The sequence below is a fragment of the Pirellulaceae bacterium genome (assembly GCA_029243025.1).
In the GTDB taxonomy this organism is placed as follows: Bacteria; Planctomycetota; Planctomycetia; order Pirellulales; family Pirellulaceae.
Genome location: JAQWSU010000045.1, coordinates 44,297 through 63,155 on the forward strand (window position 1 = coordinate 44,297; position 18,859 = coordinate 63,155).

Sequence of the window (18,859 nt, forward strand, 5' to 3'; positions counted from 1 at the left end):
GAAGTTCTTGGAGTAGACGGTTGAAGCGATCCATCACCAACAACAGCCGAATTCGCAAGCAAATCAAATCTCGCCAGCTTTCCGTCGAATCATTAGAAACCAGAGCGTTACTGGCAGCCGATCTGATTATTTCGGAATTCATGGCGAGTAATCGGGGTACGCTCAACGATGACGACCGCGAATCGTCTGACTGGATCGAGATTTTCAATCAGGGATCTGAAACGCAGCAACTCGAAGGCTGGCATCTCACCGATGAAAATGCAGAGTTAGAGAAATGGACGTTTCCCGCCACATCACTTGCTCCCAAAGAGCATTTAATTGTGTTTGCCAGCGGTAAAGATCGTACTACAAAAGAATTGCACACGAATTTCCGTTTGTCATCGGACGGCGATTTCTTGGCCTTGGTCGAACCCGACGGACAAACCATCGCATCCCAATACGCACCCGAATTCCCTGAGCAGCAGACAGACATTTCCTATGGTGTTCGCATGTCAGGCGGCGATCGATTTCTCGTCGCTGCAACATCACCGGCACAGTTTTTGGTTCCACAGGACGCATCCCTGGGGTTGGATTGGACCCAGCCTGGCTTTGCCCCGGATGAAACTTGGGTTACCGGTGCGAAGGCTGGAATCGGCTTCGAAGTCAATTCTGGATTTGCGGCAGACATTCAAACAGATGTCAGCGCTCAAATGGCAGGTGTTAATGCAAGCATCTACGTTCGGATTCCTTTTGAAGTGGACAATCCGGGTCAACTTGATGTCCTGAAACTGCGTGCGAAGTTCGACGACGGCTTTATCGCCTATTTGAATGGAAACATCATCAGTGCCGAGAATGCACCGTTCTTCGGCACTTACAATTCGGTCGCGGAATCGGAACGAAACAATGCTGCCGCGGTTGAATTCGAGGAATTCGATTTGGCGAGATCGATTCGTCATCTCCAGCCGGGCACCAACGTCCTCGCCTTGCAGGGCATCAATATTGAAGCGAGCAACGACGACTTCCTCTTGGTTCCCGAATTGGTCACAGACGGCTTTAATGTGTTTGTGGACGAGACAGGATTCTTTAGTAATCCAACACCAGGCGAATTGAACCCCGATCGTTTTTCATTAGCACCAAGAATCCACAATATTTCGCACGTGCCCGCGCAACCGACAGCCACCGACTCATTGTTTGTCACCGCCGAGGTGGACCAGACGATCAACGAGATTTCAGGTGTAACACTCGTGTACCGCGTGATGTATGAGGATGAAGTTTCGATCAACATGGTCGATGATGGCTCGGGCGCGGATGCGGTCGCCGCAGATGGAATCTACACAGGGTTGATTCCCGCAGCGACAGCTCAAGTCGGCGAAATGCTTCGATACGCAATTCTCGCTACTGATAGCGCCGACGATCAATCCCGGTCGCCACGAATTCTGGATACGTCGGGCACTGATCGCTCGGAAGAATATTACGGTACGGTCGTGGGCCCGACGATTGATAGTGATCTACCCGTGATCCAATGGTTCGCAGAAAGGGAGTCGCGAGCCCGCGGCCGAGGCGGATCAAGAGCGTCTGTCTATTATCAAGGCGAGTTCTACGACAACATTTTTGTCCGCCAACGGGGCGGCGCCACGAATGGCAATTCACAAAAATTCAACTTCAATGACGACCACCCGTTCTTTGTGAACGACAAGCTAGGGCGCGTGCAAGAGTTTAATATGAACGCTCAAGGCTCAGATCCTAGCTACCTGCGGCAGGTGATGGCGTTCGAGTCATACCGAGATGCGGGCAACCCGGCTGCCGAATCATTCTTGATGCTGATGCGAGTCAATGGAGGGCGCGACCGAGTCGGTGTCTTTATCGAGCAAGCCGACCAAGACTACTTGGCACGCCAAGGGTTCGATCCGGATGGTGCCATCTACAAATTTGTCCAACGCAGCAACTTAAATCCGGTGTTTTCTGATACCACAACGGGCGTCGAGAAGAAGACGCGTTTAGACGAAGGAAAAGAGGATATCCAGGTCGTGGTCAACGGATTGAGCAAGGGATCCAACGAAGATCGATCCTTGTCCGTCTTCGACCACTTCAATCTCGCGACGCTGATGAATTACCTTGCAGTGCGATCAATCACGATGGACGCTGATGATGTTCGCAAAAACTTCTACCTCTATCGCGATACCGAAGGAACGGGGCAATGGACGCCATTGCCTTGGGACAAAGACTGGACATTCGGGATCGAGGGTGACGGGGGCCCGGAATTGTCGCACCCCTTCTTCGGTGATGAAATCCATCGCAAACCAAACGCCAACCAATGGAATCGCTTGTACGAAGCCGTTTTCACGCATCCAGTACTCAGTCAAATGTACCTGCGACGATTGCGAACGGTGATGGATCAACTCTTGCAACCGCCCGGAACCTCCAACCAAGATGGACGATACGAACAGCGAATCAACGAACTGTTGGAAACAGCCCGTTCTGAGCTGTCATCCAGTGCCGTGCGGCAGGCCGATTCAATTCGCAGTTTCCTCGACAAGAGACGGACAACTCTCTATCTCGACCATAGCATCGACAAATTGATGACGAGTGAAATCAAAGTGCTGGTGCCCGAGTTCTCTGCAGCATCCTACTTGGTTCCTGGCGATAACTCCCTGGGTACCGATTGGACGAAGGTCGACTTTAACGACAGTCAATGGAGCGGTGGAACGACCGGGATTGGTTTCTCGGGCGATGATGACTTCGACGGTTTGATTCGTACGGAGGTGAGCCTCCAGGAAGCGAGTGACGATGGCACCTCCGTCTACCTGCGTCTTCCTTTCAACGTTGATGATCCCGCAGCCGTAGCAGCACTCACCCTTCAGATGAAGTATGACGATGGTTTTGTCGCCTACCTGAATGGAACGGAAGTCCACCAACAAAACACGCGTACCGCGGGAACCCAATCCTATAATTCAAAAGCACGCTCACATCGCGATTCAGCGGCAGTTATATTCGAAAACTTCACAATCAGTGGCTTCTTAGACAAACTGCAGCCGGGCGAGAATATCCTGGCCATTCAAGCGATGAATTCATCGCACACCAGTTCTGACATGTTGATGCTGCCTGTTCTTATCGACGGTGTCATCGCCGACGGCAGTGCCGCCGGAGTCCCTCACGAGCAAATTGGCAACGCGCCGCTTACGTTTGGCACCGTCGTGCACAATCCAACCAGTGGTAATCAAGACGAAGAATACATCGAAATCACCAACCCGCTGGACACGGCCGTTGACATCTCTGGGTGGAAAGTGCGAGGCGGTGTGGAGTACACATTCCGCCCCGGAACGGTCATTCCAGCTGAGGCCTCACTGTTCGTGTCGCCCGACGTGAAGTCGTTCCTGACGCGCACCACCGGCCCACGGGGTGGTCAGGGATTGGTCCTACACGGCAATTACCAGGGACACCTTTCCAACTTTGGAGAAATACTTGAATTGGTCGCGGCCGACGACTCCGTTATCGCATCGACCACAACTCCAGCAGAACCCACGGACGCACAGCGTTATCTGCGTTTGAGCGAAATCAACTACCATCCGGCGGATGTTACCGAAGCAACCGAGTTCGTTGAGTTGGTCAACATCAGCGAATCCATTACGCTCAACCTGGCGGGTATCACGATTACAGACGGACCGTCTGAACCCTACGTGTTTGCAGCAAACCAATTGCTGGCGCCGGGCGAGCATCTGGTCGTCGCCCGTGACGTCGCTGCATTCACTGCCGCTTATCCAGGGATCGATGCAGCAGGCCCCTACGTCGGCTCGCTCGACAATGGCGGAGAACGCATCAAAATTGCCGACGCCAACGGCAGTACGATTCTCGAATTTGAATACAGCGACAATGCACTCTGGCCGCAACGGAGTGACGGAGCCGGCGCATCACTCGAGCTAGTCGACCCCGTCAATACGGCTGTTGATCAGCTGGGAGAAGCTGGCGCATGGCGAGGAAGCGCTGATTTTGGCGGTTCCCCCGGAAGCAACGGTTTGGCGCCCGCCGGTATCGTGATCAATGAAGTACTCTCCAATACCGATCTAGTCGGTGAGCTCGATACCATCGAGCTGTTGAATCGAACGCTAGAAACGATTGATCTGAGTGGTTGGTGGCTCAGTGATTCCGCTAACAATCTCACAAAATACCAACTGCCACCCAACTCCGTTCTGGCTGCGGGTGAATACTTGGTGTTGACCGAACAACAGTTCAATCAAGATCCCGACTCCGGTTTCGCATTGAACGGTTCAGAAGGTGATGAAGTCTGGCTGATCATTGCTGACGCCAACGGCAATCCAACGACCTTTGTCGATGACGTCCAGTTTGGTCCCGCTCGTCCCAATGAAACATTCGGACGTGTTCCCAATGGAACGGGCCGTTTAACGCCGATGGAACAGGCCTCGGTCGGGGCTTCCAATCAGGCAGCTCGCGTCGGCCCCGTGGTGATATCCGAACTCAACTACAATCCGGGCGATTTCCCAGCTGCTTTGCTGGAAATTGATCCATCACTGAACCAGGGCGATCTGGAATACATCGAAATCTCTAACCCCACCAATGCCGCCATCGACCTCAAGTCTTGGCGCCTACGTGGGGATGTCGACTTCAACTTCGATAGCAGCCTGAGTGTGGCAGCCGGTCAGGCGGTTGTCGTCGTGTCATTTAATCCAGAAAAACTAGGGAACGGTTCGAAATCCGAAGCTTTCCGAAGCCACTATGGCCTGGATGAAAGCGTCGTAATTGTTGGTGGCTACTCAGGTCAGTTAAGCGACCGTGGACAACGCGTCCAACTTCAACGACCCGACTTGACCGCCGCACCAATCAATTACTCCTTTGAAGACGAAGTCACTTATGCTGACAGCGACCCCTGGCCAGTGTCCGCCGACGGGCTCGGAGATTCATTGCAGCGAGTTGCGATGACCGATTTTGGTAACGCTGCATCCTCTTGGCGAGCCGATCAACCGAACCCAGGAAGTGTCAACATCCGATCCGCCGATCTAAATCAAGATGGCATGGTCGATGAAGCAGATATCCAAACGTTTTGCGCGGGGCTTTCGATCCAAAATCTCGAGTTCGACTTCGACGGTGACGGTGACGTGGATCGAGACGATGAGGCAGAATATATCCAAGGGATGCTGGGAACAGATTATGGAGACGCAAATCTCGATGGCCTGTTCAATTCAGGAGATTTGGTAGCCGTCTTCCAAGCAGGTGAATACGAAGACGGGATTACCCTTAATTCAACCTGGTCCGAAGGCGATTGGAATTGCGATGGCGAGTTCGATTCGCAAGATTTTGTCGTCGCATTCGCCGCAGGTGGCTACCAGAGCGATTCCGTCCCCGCAGCGACAATGCTGGATCTTTCTCAAATTGCAGCCACAAAAACCGGCCTGCTACCGAGCTTGCCGTCGAATTCGACGTCGAAGGATGCTCGCAATACACCGCTCAGGGCCGGCAACCAGCGAATGGCTGTTGAACTCCACGATGCGGCATTCGCATCCAGCTTGTTTGATGAAGAGGACATTTCTTGGCAAGAACGACAACAAGTGGAGGTGAGTGACAAACTGGTCGATCCCATGCTCAACTCGGATTTCAACCGGAATCAAATTTAACACCCGATTTTATGCTCATTTTGTGCTCAAGTGACTTTCGCTGATTTCCGCCGGCTTCATCGCCCGAAATAAGAGTGCATTTTGACTTGTTTTCTACCCTCGGTGCGCTTTACCGAATTCGGGGTCGCCCTTTAGAATTCAGCTATGAACGAAAACTCAATCGATGCACTTAAGATCACCGAATGCCCCAAGATGAAGGACGGAACCCTCGTACTGTCTTTCAGCGGATGGATGGATGGCGGTGATGTTTCTACCGGAACGGTCCAGCGCCTTGTCGATTTGCTCGAAGCGAGACAAGTCGCTCACATCGACCCCGAACCCTTCTATATCTACAACTTCCCCGGATCCATGGAGGTTTCTGCACTCTTCCGACCTCATATCGAGATCGAATCGGGGATCATCAAGTCGTTCGACTTGCCTACCAACAGTTTTTACTGCGATGAAGAGTCAAAGCTCATGCTGTTCGTTGGTAAAGAACCCAACCTACAGTGGCACTCGTTCGCCGATTGCCTGTTGACGTTTACGCATCAGGCTGGAATCAAGCGAATTTTGTTCGTCGGATCGTTCGGCGGAGCAGTGCCCCATACTCGCGAACCACGACTCTACATCACCTGCTCAAATCCCGATTCGCTGCATGAAATGGAAAAATACGGGCTCCGCAAAACGGATTACGAAGGCCCCGGCTCCTTCACAAGCTATCTAATGACGCAGGCGAAGGCTGAGGACTTGCGAATGGATTCGATCGTCGCCGAAATCCCCGGATACCTACAAGGCACGAATCCAATGAGCATTGAAGCCGTCACGCGCCGGTTGGCCAAGATCCTGCAACTGCCCCTCGATATCGATTCACTCCGCTCGGTGTCGACCGAATGGGAGCTGGAGGTATCCAGTGCCATCGAGGACAACGATGAACTTTCCGAACAAGTACGCCAACTCGAAAATGAATACGACACGGATCTGCTCGAACAAGAGAACTAATGGGGGCACTCTGAGTGGCTCCACAAACGTTCGTCTTTAACACGCAACCGCTTGTTCGTGCACGACGCTTACTACGTTTGCGATTCCACCAATTTACCAGCCAGCAAGCGACAATTGCTGGGAATGATCAACATGGGAATTACGTCGGGTGGCCCAATTACGTCGATTAACAGCGAAATGGTTAAGATTCTTTTGCGCTATTCTGCCGAAACCCCTAAAATTTGAAACTTTTAATTCTTGCCTGTTGACCTGGTCGCGATTTCCGGAGAGAGTAGGTACACAAATTAACGATTATCGTTTACCCAAAAGTTGTGGTTACGATATTTCTTGCGATTAGTTTAATCAGTACTGAATGACGTCGAAGTTAATAAAAATTGTAGAGGAGCGGACCCGAGATGAAACATCTTGTGAAATCCATCGTGGTGCTATCACTTGTGTTGATGGCCACCCACGCATTACACGCCCAAGTTGCAAGCGTAAGTGTTACAGCTGCGTTTGCTCCCAATGGTCGACCAACAAGTGGCGGTAGTGCTTCGCCCAGCTGGCCCGGCTATGTAGTCAATGCCACCAACGCACTCCGTGGACAATCGCCGGCCCTAGACGATCGAGACGTCGATCCAGCGGCCTACGAAGCGGTTCTCACTCCGATCAGCACTTTAGAGATGATTTACACCGACTTCAACTCATGGCGATCTTCCGCAGCACCTTCGTCGACCTGGGATCAGCTCCCTGCTGCATTCGACCAAGAGAAAGGCAATCGAATTCACTTCGGTGTACAAATCGCGACGGATGGCACCACTGACTTCGCACTTCATGATCTCAGTTGGGCACTCGACAGTACCGACGAGACCGACTACTTCGATCAAGTCGGAACGTTTGCTGGTGCTAATTACTCCAACACGCGAATCGGTATCAACTACGGTCCCGACCATCTTCCTGGTGGTGGCGACGACATCATCTATGACAATGGCCAAGACGGTGGCTTGAAGGTCAACGAGTTCACCTACGTTGGAGTCGGTGATGGTTTTCTCTCGCAAGAGCCAGCTCCCGTCACGAACAACGCCGACATTGATGCAACGTTGCGAACGTTGCTCGAAGCCTGCGTCGACTGCACTTTCGATTTCTCCGCAACCTACACGCTGAACACCGGAAATGGTGCTCAACCAGTAATCGGTCGCGACACGATTGAGATTTACATCGAACCCGGATTTGGAAGTGACTTCAATCGCAACTTCCGTTTGGACAGCGGTGACCTCGACATGCTGACGCGACAAGTTGCTGATGGATCGACTGACATTTACTTTGATCTTGATCGAGTCGATGAAAACATCACGTTCAACGACATCCAGATTGCCGTCAAAGATTTGCACTACACCTATTTTGGCGATGCCAACGACAACGGTGTATTTAACAGCAGTGACTTGGTCAGTGTCTTCGTCGCGGGACTTTACGGCACCGGCCCCACGGAAGCCGCTGTCTGGTCGACGGGTGACTGGAACGGTGATGGAGAGTTCAGCTCAACGGACTTGGTGATTGCCATGCAAGATGGTGGCTATGATCAGGGCCCACGGCCACCACAAGGTGCCGCCGTTGTTGTTCCAGAACCGAGTGCTGGTTTGCTCACGCTGTTGGGCCTTGTTGCCCTGATCTACTCACGACGCCGCAGCTCCTAGGTGTCATGAGGATTTCTCGGGTCCCATACCATACCGAGGGCTGCTCTGACCGGCCCTTGGTGACTGCCGCTTCTCACCGGATAACGAGACAAATCCGGTGAGTTCTCTTCTAGGCGGATCTCTGAGAATTCAGCCGTTTATTTCCTTCGCTGAATCCCCCTGTAAGCTCGAACCCCGTCGATCGTTGGCCCAACTCTCGTCGCGAAACGCCAACCGATCGCGATCGTGATCCCGCCGCCACAGGACAGTCCATTCAAATGGTGAGCAGAGCGGACACGAACGACGCACCGTTCATAAAGCGTCTGGGGGATTCGGGGCGGCCGCACACCAGGGCAGCTCGAACATGACGTTAAATGACGGACGCGGTCGATCGACAGTGAGAGGTATCCGGTGAATTCTCTTCAAGGCAAAACGAAGCCTGAGAACTCAGCTGAGTAGCGCGCTCACCACGCGTGTAAGCTCGACCCCTGTCAACTGTTCCCGCGTCGCGAAACGCCAACCGATCGCGATCGTGATCCCGCCGCCACAGGACAGTCCATTCAAATGGTGAGCAGAGCGGACACGAACGACGCACCGTTCATAAAGCGTCTGAGGGATTCGGGGCGGCCGCACACCAGGGCAGCTCGAACATGACGTTAAATGACGGACGCGGTCGATCGACAGTGAGAGGTATCCGGTGAATTCTCTTCAAAGCAAAACGAAGCCTGAAAACTCAGCTGAGTATCTCGCTCACCACGCGTGCAGGCTCGACCCCTGTCAACCGTTGGTCAAGACCCTGGTAACGAAAGGTAAGGCGATTGTGATCGACGCCAAGCTGATGCAAGATCGTTGCGTTCAGATCGCGAATGTGCACCGGGTCACGAACGATATTGTAGCAATAATCATCCGTCTCACCGTGTTCGATTCCTGGCCGAATTCCGCCGCCGGCTAGCCAAGTCGTAAAGCAACGTCCATGGTGATCTCGACCATGATTATTTTCGGTCAGCTTGCCTTGTGAGTAAATGGTACGGCCAAACTCTCCACCGCAAACGACTACGGTTTGATTCAGCAAACCGCGTTGCTTGAGATCGCGTACGAGAGCGGCAGCCGGCTGATCAACATCCTCACACTGTTTGCGAATGAGGTTCGGCAAATTACCGTGTTGGTCCCATCCACGATGGAACAGCTGGATAAAAGGGACCCCTCGCTCAACAAGCCGTCGAGCGATCATACAGTTTCTGGCAAAGGATCCGGGTTTCCTCGAATCGGCACCATAGAGGTCGAAGAGGTGTTCCGGTTCATCGCTGAGGTCAGTCAAATCCGGCACCGACGTTTGCATACGAAAAGCCATCTCATACTGGGCGATCCGGGCCTCGGTTTCTGGATCTCCAAATTCTCGATAGTGATCGGCGTTGATTTTCGACAGTCGATCGAGCATACGTCGACGCATGCCCGAATCGATGCCCTCCGGATTCCGCAAGTACAACACCGGATCCTTGCCTTTTCGCAACTTGACGCCCTGATGTTTTGATGGCAGGAATCCGCTGCCCCATAAGCGGGAATAGAGAGCTTGGCTTTGCCCCCGCCCTTTCGAAATCATCACGAGGTAGGATGGCAAATTGGCATTCGGACTGCCCAAGCCATAACTAACCCAAGCTCCCATGCTCGGCTTGCCAACCTGCTGAGTGCCCGTATTGATGTAGGTAATCGCAGGATCGTGGTTAATGGCTTCCGTGTTGACCGATTTCACAATTGCAATTTCATCGGCAATGCCACCAACGTGTGGGAGCAACTCACTCACATAAGTGCCGTGATCTCCGTAACGTTTGAACTGGAACATCGGTGCAACACAAGGAAAGGACTTTTGCCCTGAAGTCATGCCAGTGATTCTTTGCCCATTTCGGATTGAGTCCGGCAATTCCGTACCATGCACTTTGCGGATGGCTGGCTTGAAGTCAAACATGTCGATGTGCGAGGGGCCACCCGAGAAAAACAAATAAATGACGCTTTTTGCGCGAGGTGCAAAATGAGGCGCACCGAGTGCTCCGCCGACAGAACCTGCTGCTGGCAGGCTACTCCCCTGAGATAACGAAGCCAGGGCGGCAGCGCCCAACGCTCGAGAACCATTTGCCAGCAGGCTACGTCTCGTGAGCTGTAATTGATACTGTTCGATAGGATTCACGAATTTAGCCTCGCGTGAGGGTTTCGTCCAAATTGAGTATCAGACTCATCACCATCGTCATCGCCGCGTGTCGTGGCAGGGCAATGGTTGGGTTACGTTTCGAGTCACCAATCGCGAGGAGTTGCTCCGCTCGCTCCGGCGAATCATTAAAAACCGCTAGTTCGTCCTCGTAGGCCTGCAACAGCACCGACAGGGTATCTGCCGTAGGGCGACATCCGGTCGCCAGCCGATAGCCGTAGGTAATCTGTTCGGCCGTTGAGTCCTTGGCTTCGCGAATGCTGCGATCAGCCAACTTACGTGCCGCCTCCACAAACTGTGGGCCATTCATTGTAACTAACGCCTGCAGCGGTGTATTCGTTCGGGAGCGTCGCATGACACACTTCTCGCGAGTAGGCGCATCGAAAATCGTCATCACAGGCATCGGTGACGAACGCTTCCAATAGATGTACATACTGCGACGATAAAGCTTCCCGCCCTGGTCTTGCTTGAATCTAACGTTACCGCTCAAGCTAACCTCGTTCCAAAGCCCATCGGGTTGGTAAGGCTTGGTGCTTGGTCCACCGATCTGACTTACCAGCAAACCACTGGCCGCTAATGCGTTATCGCGAATGAATTCACCTTGCAAGCGAAATCGAGGCCCTCTTCCGAACCAGCGATTTTCGGGATCGAGCGATCGTGCTTCCACGGTGGCTCGAGAGGACTGTCGATACGTTGCGGAAGTTACAATCTGTCGGATTAAATATTTCACGTCCCAACCGCTTGCCACAAACTCGTCGGCCAACCAATCGAGCAAAGCCGGATGGGTTGGCCAATCCCCCTGAGAACCAAAATCACCCAGCGTACCAACAACGCCTTCGCCGAAAAACAAAGACCAGTATCGATTAACGGCCACCCTCGCCGTGAGTGGGTGCTCACCGCTGACGAGCCATTTGGCCAAGCCGAGTCGATTCGCAGGCACGTCATCTGGAATGGGTGGCAAAGCTTGCAAGACCCCAGGCTGGACGGGTTGATCCTTCTGTGGCGCATCGTAGCTGCCGCGATTTAGCACGTAGGTCATCCGCGGCTGCGCCGCGTCTTGCATCGTCATCACCGTGCTTACGGGCGCTGCAAGTTTCTTCTCTTCTTGGATCAGTTCATCGATCCGCTTCGCCAGTCGGATCGCCACTGCATCATGATGTTTGAGATAGTATTCTCGTATCTGAGCAACTTGATCCTCCGTTCTCTCGTCGGCCGCAATTCGCAGCAATGGAAAAACTGGATCAAAGTCACGAATGGCCCGGACTTCGCTAGTCTCGAGCTTTCGCCCGTAAACCCGAATGTCATCAACCGCTCCTCCGAAGGGAGATCCCGGCTGGCGTCGCCCAACCAACAGAGGTTTATCGGTTCTGATCGAGGATTGCAACTTGTCGTGATTGATTTCGACAGGCTGGTTCTCACCGTTCACGAAAATCGTAATTCCTTTTGCTAGACTTGAACCGTCATAGCTGACCATCACATGTTGCCATTTGTCTTTGACAAACTTCTCTGTCGTGGTCACTTTGATAGCATTTTCCGGCCACTGATGAACAAGGTGAACCGACACGTGACCATCGTACCAATAAAGATCAAAACCTCGATGCGAATTCCCATCATCCATCCGGGCAATCGGGGCACCATTCACCTTGTCTCCAGCGTAGAGCCATGCTCCGTAGGAAAAAGCGTCGGTGCGTTCAAAATCGGCCAACTTGCCAAGATTCAAATAAGTTTTGTCGTCACAGCGAAAAGCTTGATTCAGCTTACCGACAATCCACTTCGGCTCCCCCTCCACTCGGCCGCCTGGTGAGCCAATCACTTCGTTGTCGACTTGCTTTCCCGACTCGTGATCGAGCGTAAACCGAGCCAGGAAATCGTCAGGCGCCCGGGGACGAGCATCGACTTCTCGACTCCGTTGCTGTAACCAGTTCTGAAAGTCGCTTCCAATCGTGGTCAGATGAGCTTCTCGCTCAGACTTCACCGACTCCAATTGCCGCTGAACGGCTCGCTGCTTGAATCGATTCAGCGGGTCGAACACATCAATGCGAGGCTCCGCATTCCCGTTTCGGGTTTGCATTCCCTTGTCGGTTGACTGATTAAAAAAGGCGAAGAATTGATAGTATTCTTGCTGAGAGATCGGATCGTATTTGTGGTCGTGGCATTGAGCACACTCCATGGTCAGCCCCATCCAGACCGTCGAGGTCGTCTTGACACGATCCACGATGTATTCGACTCGATATTCTTCAGCGATCGCTCCCCCCTCGTCAGTCGTACCATGATTCCGATTGAATCCTGCTGCAACTTTCTGGTCGATCGTTGAATCGGGTAACAAATCACCCGCAATTTGCTCAATCGTAAAGCGATCGAATGGCAGGTTGTTGTTGTAGGCGCGAATCACCCAATCCCGCCACGGCCACATATCGCGGGGACCATCGGCGTGATAGACGCTTGTATCTCCAAAGCGAGCCGCGTCCATCCAGGCCAGTGCCATCCGCTCACCAAAGTGATCCGACTCGAGGAGACGATCCACCACTCGCTCGTAAGCGTCCATTGAACGGTCATTCAAAAAGTCATCGATCTGTTCCACGGTAGGTGGCAACCCCGTCAGGTCAAAGGTAACTCGGCGTAGCCACCGCGCTCGCTCAGCAGGCGGCGAAGGTGACAATCCGCGTGATTCCATCCGGTTGGCCACGAAAGCATCAATCGGATTGATCACCCACTTATCCAGCGAGGTCTGGGGGATCGTTGGCCGTTGTGGAGCGACAAAAGACCAGTGATCTTGCCAGCGTCCCCCCTGTTCAATCCAGCGTTTCAAGATGTTGATCTCGGTGGTCGACAGCTCTTTGTGCGATTCGGGAGGCGGCATCTGCAGATCCGAATCAGAACTGATGATACGTTTCCAGCCCTCGCTTTCGGCCAGACCCGCCGATCCAAAGGCCGCTTCGATGCCTTCCTGACCATCCAGTCTCAGTTCTGCCTCACGGTGTTGCTCATCAGGCCCATGACACTGAAAGCAATTGTTGGACAATATGGGTCGCACATCACGGTTGAATTGGATCAGATCATTTCCGAGTGAAATCGAGCAGCCCAACGCTAACTTCAGGACAGCCAGAATGAACAGCGCTCGCATGCAGGGAAAGGTCTTCATCGTGCAGCTCGTAAGGGGGGGGGGGTAGGAACGGAGAGAGCTGAAACAAATAGTGCTTGCCAAAGTTTACTGCGAAATCATCACGAGGCGTGGCCTCGCGAAAGTCGGGGATCGGGTGGGTCCCGACAAACCATCACTGTCAGATTCTATCTCTAGCTGGACAAATCGCCAAATAATCTCTGGCCCCACTCAGAAATCCCCACCCGCCCCGATTGGTGGCAGGTTCAAATGATCAAACGCCATTGTCATCGCACACCGGCGTTTTTTCCTAATCAGGGGGAGTTCCGTGGTGCAACTATTTTTTTTCGAGCTTACCCAAGATATCAGCCCCCCCGGCTTCTACACGTCCGTTCAGGTGTGCGCCGAAAAACTGCTCCATCGCTCGGTACACTTCAAAGCGGTTTTCTTCATTGCGAAAACCATGACCTTCGTCGTCTTTGACCATGTAGGGCACCTCAATGCCACGTTCCCTGAGTGCAGCAACGATTTGATCCGCTTCCGATTTTTTGACTCGCGGATCATTCGCACCCTGTGCAATCATGAGTGGCGACTTGATTTTATCAGCATGAAAGACAGGCGAAAACTCGCGCATCATATCTTGATCCGTTTCGGGATTGCCCATCATTTCATACATCATTTCGCGCATCGGCTCCCAGTAGGGCGGAATTGTTTCCAGAATGGTGAAGAGGCTGGAGACACCGACGTAGTCGACTCCGCAGGCATATAAATCCGGCGTAAAGGCGAGCCCTGCGAGCACGACGTAGCCGCCATAAGAAGCGCCGAAAACACCAATCCGATCGGGATCAGCAATGCCCTGATCGATTAACCATTCGACGCCATCGGTGACGTCGTTCTGCATCGTCTGCCCCCACTGCTTGAAACTCATCTCCCAAAACTGTCGCCCAAAACCAGTGGAACCTCGAAAATTTATTTGCAGCACTGCATAGCCACGGTTTGCTAGGAATTGAACATCGGGTCGAAAGCCCCAGCTGTCGCGTGCCCAGGGACCGCCATGCGGAAGAATAACGGTCGGCAGGTTCTTGGCTTCGACACCAACGGGAAGCGTGAGATAGCCATAGATCATCAGTCCGTCACGTGATTGAAAAACAATCGGTCGCATCGGAGCCAACTGTTGCGGATTGAGCCAGGGACTGATATCGGCCAAATGCTTCAGCTCTTGTTTCGTTTGGTCGTAGAAATAGTAAGCTCCCCGCGAACGATCGCTGTAGGCCCTCACGAGATACTTGTCTTCGTCGAGATTAAAGCTAACAAGTGCAACTTCCTGATTGGGTAACTCCTTCTCTAGGAATTCCTGCATTTCTCGCCGAGTATCATCAAAGAATTGATATCCCCGCTTGGCAGCAGTGAAGGCAACTCCCGTAATTGTCTTTCGTTTGTCAGATCTCAGCAGAGTGTTTACATCAACCTGAGGATGCTCGTAGATCACTTCGAGTTCCTCGGCCTGCCGCGGGTCGAAGAGCACGATGGCCTCCTTATCCCGCCCGATGTTGGATGCTGCGTAGATATTTTTATTGTCGAAGGTGAAAAACAAAGGGCTGAGTGTTTCCCGAAAATTGGTGGTCAGAATCGTTTTGAACTCGTCCTCCTCCTGCTCCCGATATAACACGCTTGTATTGACTCCGTCAGTGCTGGTCGCCACGCGTAACTTGCCGTCATGATCGGCGAGGAATGAAACGAGATTGCCGGGATTTTTCACGAGCAACTCAGTCTCAGCTGTGTTGACGTTGACCCGAAAGACATCAAAAGTTCGCTTGTCTCGCTCGTTGTGTTTGATCAACATGTGATCCGGGTCGTCCCGCAAGTCGTCAATAACGCTGCCTCGAGTTTCCTTGAAAGGCGTAAGATCAAGCAAATTGGAGCCATCTCGATTGACCGCAAATACGTGGTAATTCTCATCCCCTCCTTCGTCGAGTGAATAAACAAGTCGATTGTCCGTGGCCCAAAAAAAGCCTGGAATGTCTCGTTCCGTGACGGACGTGACTCGCTGCGCCTCATCCTCGCCAATCTTTTGGACAAAGATGTTCATGCGAGATTTCCACGGTTTCAAAAACCCAATGAATTCACCATTGGGTGAGAGACTGTGGCCCGACTCAACCGGATTACGGAAAAAATCACGCAGTGGAATCAACTCAGCAAGTTCGGCAGCCGCATTGTGGGTCGTGATCGTCATGATTCCTAAGATCAGAATGATCCATGAAGCGAATAAGCGTTTCATCGAAGGTTGCTCCGTGACAGATGCGTCCGCAAGGACTCGGAGGATACGAACAGTAGAAGCCGACCAACTTGGAGAGCCGATCGACCGTCACAAACTACCGTAGCCGCTCTGTCTCGTCAACGAACCTTTACGACTCGTCCGCTGCTTCCTGAATCGCACGCACCTCTGCCAGACGACCGAATTGCATCGCGGTCACTGCGAAAGTGTCCACGCCCAGATACTCGCCTAGCTTGTGCGCTAGGTCGAGATCTTGCACTCCGTGGAACTGATTTGTTGGATTGTCTTCGAAATAGATGGTGTCCAATTCGGAATTGAAACCAGACTCAAAGCAGTCAGAGAATTGTTCGATCCAAGCCTCAGGAATCCCCTTCTCGCGACAGAGCTCAAGGGGCCAAATGTCTCGGCCCGTGCATTCGCTGAGCAACATGCGAGCTCTCAGTCGATCAAGCAAATTTGCACCTCTGTCGCTGCGTTGTTCCATCCGTTCAATTTTCAACCCTCTTGCTAAAGCGGTTATAGTCGCTCCGGTCGGAAGATCCAATCCGAACCCCCCAGCGTTCGATCCCACACCTCTCTTTCCCGCCATCGGCGCCGCGTCTGAAAGCGCCGACTGGACAGCACCTCTCCTAGGGGCTGCAGAGCCCGATCCCGACCTCAACTCTCAAAGCTGCCTGCGCCGGTCGCGGAACGGAGGGGCTGGAGCCTTATTTCCCGCGCCGAGCACCAGCCACAAAATGTCACCAAAATGTTTTGGGATCTGCACCGCCGGAAATGATGCATGCTCAACCGACTCCCAACCGACTCTTGGATCGCCCTTGGTGGCACACTGACCGTTCCGCCGGTCCGACCCCATCGAATCCGCAAAACGGTTCCGTCTATCCTGGCGCAAAACCATGAAAAAACGTTCCGGCTAAGGCCAAGAAAGTGACACCCCAATCGTTGGCGTCGCCCTGAAGGAAGCATCCGCGAATGGGGCGCGGAGAGAATCTTAACCACAAACGGTTGACTGTAAAATGGTTGATACATTCGCCGATCGGCAGTAAAGAGCCCCTCGCTTCGCTCTCTTCCCTCTGCCGCCGGCCACCTCGCAAGGAAAAAAACCTAAAATATCCAATTAAGCCCGTCTCTGGAAAATACAGCTCGTCAGCCGCTCCACTCTCACCTAAACTAGTGGTGCGAGTCACGTCGCCGAAAGGCTGCCTGGAAACGCTTCGCGGAGGAAAGCCGTCCCCTTCACGATGTAGAACGTCCGCCTGCGATCGCGTCAAGAATCCTACCTATCAACGCGTCTTGACCAGCTCCCGCCTCACGTCGATCGAATCGAAGAAAATCCTTACCTTGGCACGAATAACAGGCTGAGAAAATGAGTACGGTAACGGATCGTCCCCAGATCCCCCCCTCTTCCGAGTCGAATCACCCGACCCAAGCCAGTTCGTCTTTGAAAGAGCGGTTGGCAGACCGATCGGCGTCGAAGCGAGGCAACCTACGGCGATTGCGAGTCATCGTCGCAGGTATTGCGACTCTCTTGGCGGTGGCGACTCTGATCTCAATTGGTTGGTTTTTCCAACGCGCTTCGACCGATTCGGCCTTAGTTTTACACGCAGTGCAGGAGACCGATCTGGAAATCACCGTGACCGAGCGGGGCAACCTGGAGAGCCAGACTGATGTCCGTGTGTTGTGTGAAGTCGATGACATCGACGGTGACGGAATCCCAGGAACTCCCATTGTCTGGATTATTGAAAACGGTTCGTCGGTGGAAAAGGGAGAGCTGATCGTCGAGCTCAACTCCGCCATGCTGCGGAATCGACTCGATGAACAGGTACTCGACGTCGAAGAAGCGAAATCAGTTTATGTTCAGGCAAACGTTGCCTACGAAAATCAGATCACTCAGAACGCGACCACCTTGGCCGAGGCTCGTTTGAAAGTCGAGCTCGACAAGTTAGCGTTGAAGCAGTTTGAAGATGAAGAAGGCGGTACCTTCCAGATTGAACTGCAGAATGTGGAATTAATCATTCAGGAGGCAGAAGCAGGCGAACTCATCCAACAAACGAACTTGACTGGAGTTGAGCAACTTTACAAGTTGGGCTATCGGAGCAGTGGTGAATTGGCGCAAGCCCGTCTCGAGACATTGAAAGCCGAACGTGAGCTGGCCGCGGCTATTTCGAAGAAGAAAGAGCTTGTCGAGTATCAGTACAAGAGACAAAAGATGGAGCTGGCAGGTGCGTTGGCCTCGGCCGATCGTGCTTTGGAGCAGGTGGAGCGTGACAACATTGCGCAGCTGACTCAGGCCGAAGCGAAAAAGATCGCTGCCCAAGAGTCTCTAAAAAAGGAAAAGGAGCTGCTGGCTCGCTACGAAGACCAGATCAAAAAGTGTGAAATCAAGGCACCAATCGACGGCATGGTTGCTTACGCGACTGGGCGTAGCCGGTACTACCGCGAAGAGATTCGACCAGGCGCAGCGGTTCGTCCGCGTCAACCGATCCTGACGCTGCCAAACCTCCGGAGCATGCAGGTTCGCACAACCATTCACGAGTCTGTCCTTGATCAAATCACTAAGGGGCTCAAGGTATCGATCCGTGTGGACGCATTCCCGGACCGAAGCTATCAGGGGAGCGTTCAATCGGTCGCCGTGCTGCCCGATCAAGGAGGTTGGATGAGTTCGGACACAAAAGTCTACGCGACCATCATCACGATTGACGAAGAAGTCCAACAGCTAAAACCAGGCATGACTGCGGTTGTCGATATTCACGTGGATCACTTGCGGGACATCGTCGCTGTCCCCATTCAGGCGATTTTGCAGGTGAAGGATGAAACGTGGTGTTACGTTCACTCCCAGGGAGTTTCCGAACGACGCTTCGTCGATCTTGGACGCACCAACGACAAGTTCGTCGAAATCAAGTCTGGGCTGCGAGTCGGGGAACGTGTGGTGTTAAATCCGAACGCAATCACGGATCTCGACAGCTCGGGTGACGATGCGAATCAGGAAATCCAGACGAACAGTACCGAACTGGCTTCTTCCTGACCGCAAACGGTCAGTCAATTGAT

General features: G+C 53.0%; 8 protein-coding genes. 4 read left to right on the forward strand and 4 right to left on the reverse strand.

Annotated elements, in window-relative coordinates; all coding sequences use genetic code 11:
* The first annotated feature begins 20 nt into the window (after positions 1-20).
* From P8N76_19300 to P8N76_19310, 3 genes are all read left to right on the forward strand, one after another.
* On the forward strand, positions 21-5,606 hold the full coding sequence (locus P8N76_19300; GenBank protein MDG2383828.1) for a lamin tail domain-containing protein: 5,586 nt from the start codon (positions 21-23) through the stop codon (positions 5,604-5,606).
* Positions 5,607-5,750: 144 nt separating this feature from the next.
* Positions 5,751-6,584 (forward strand): PAC2 family protein, encoded by an 834-nt coding sequence (locus tag P8N76_19305; protein ID MDG2383829.1) that lies wholly within the window; start codon positions 5,751-5,753, stop codon positions 6,582-6,584.
* A 395-nt stretch (positions 6,585-6,979) separates the two neighbouring features.
* Entirely contained in the window at positions 6,980-8,257 is a 1,278-nt protein-coding gene (locus P8N76_19310; GenBank protein MDG2383830.1) for a PEP-CTERM sorting domain-containing protein, read from the forward strand.
* A gap of 712 nt (positions 8,258-8,969) precedes the next feature.
* On the opposite strand, the gene P8N76_19315 is transcribed toward P8N76_19310, so the two are convergent.
* The 4 genes from P8N76_19315 to P8N76_19330 all read right to left on the reverse strand — a co-directional run bounded on the left by P8N76_19315 (position 8,970) and on the right by P8N76_19330 (position 16,295).
* Positions 8,970-10,418: a DUF1501 domain-containing protein gene (locus P8N76_19315; protein ID MDG2383831.1), complete on the reverse strand. Its 1,449-nt coding sequence runs from the start codon at positions 10,416-10,418 to the stop codon at positions 8,970-8,972.
* A 4-nt stretch (positions 10,419-10,422) separates the two neighbouring features.
* The gene (locus P8N76_19320) at positions 10,423-13,578 is read right to left on the reverse strand and encodes a DUF1553 domain-containing protein (GenBank protein MDG2383832.1); all 3,156 of its coding nucleotides are present in this window, start codon (positions 13,576-13,578) and stop codon (positions 10,423-10,425) included.
* 295 nt (positions 13,579-13,873) lie between these two features.
* A complete protein-coding gene (locus tag P8N76_19325) occupies positions 13,874-15,814 on the reverse strand; it encodes a S9 family peptidase (GenBank protein MDG2383833.1) in 1,941 nt (646 codons plus the stop codon).
* Positions 15,815-15,941: 127 nt separating this feature from the next.
* A complete protein-coding gene (locus P8N76_19330) occupies positions 15,942-16,295 on the reverse strand; it encodes a hypothetical protein (GenBank protein MDG2383834.1) in 354 nt (117 codons plus the stop codon).
* Between the two features lie 882 nt (positions 16,296-17,177).
* Between P8N76_19330 and P8N76_19335 the strand changes: the two genes are divergently transcribed.
* Positions 17,178-18,836 (forward strand): efflux RND transporter periplasmic adaptor subunit, encoded by a 1,659-nt coding sequence (locus P8N76_19335; protein ID MDG2383835.1) that lies wholly within the window; start codon positions 17,178-17,180, stop codon positions 18,834-18,836.
* Positions 18,837-18,859: the final 23 nt, after the last annotated feature.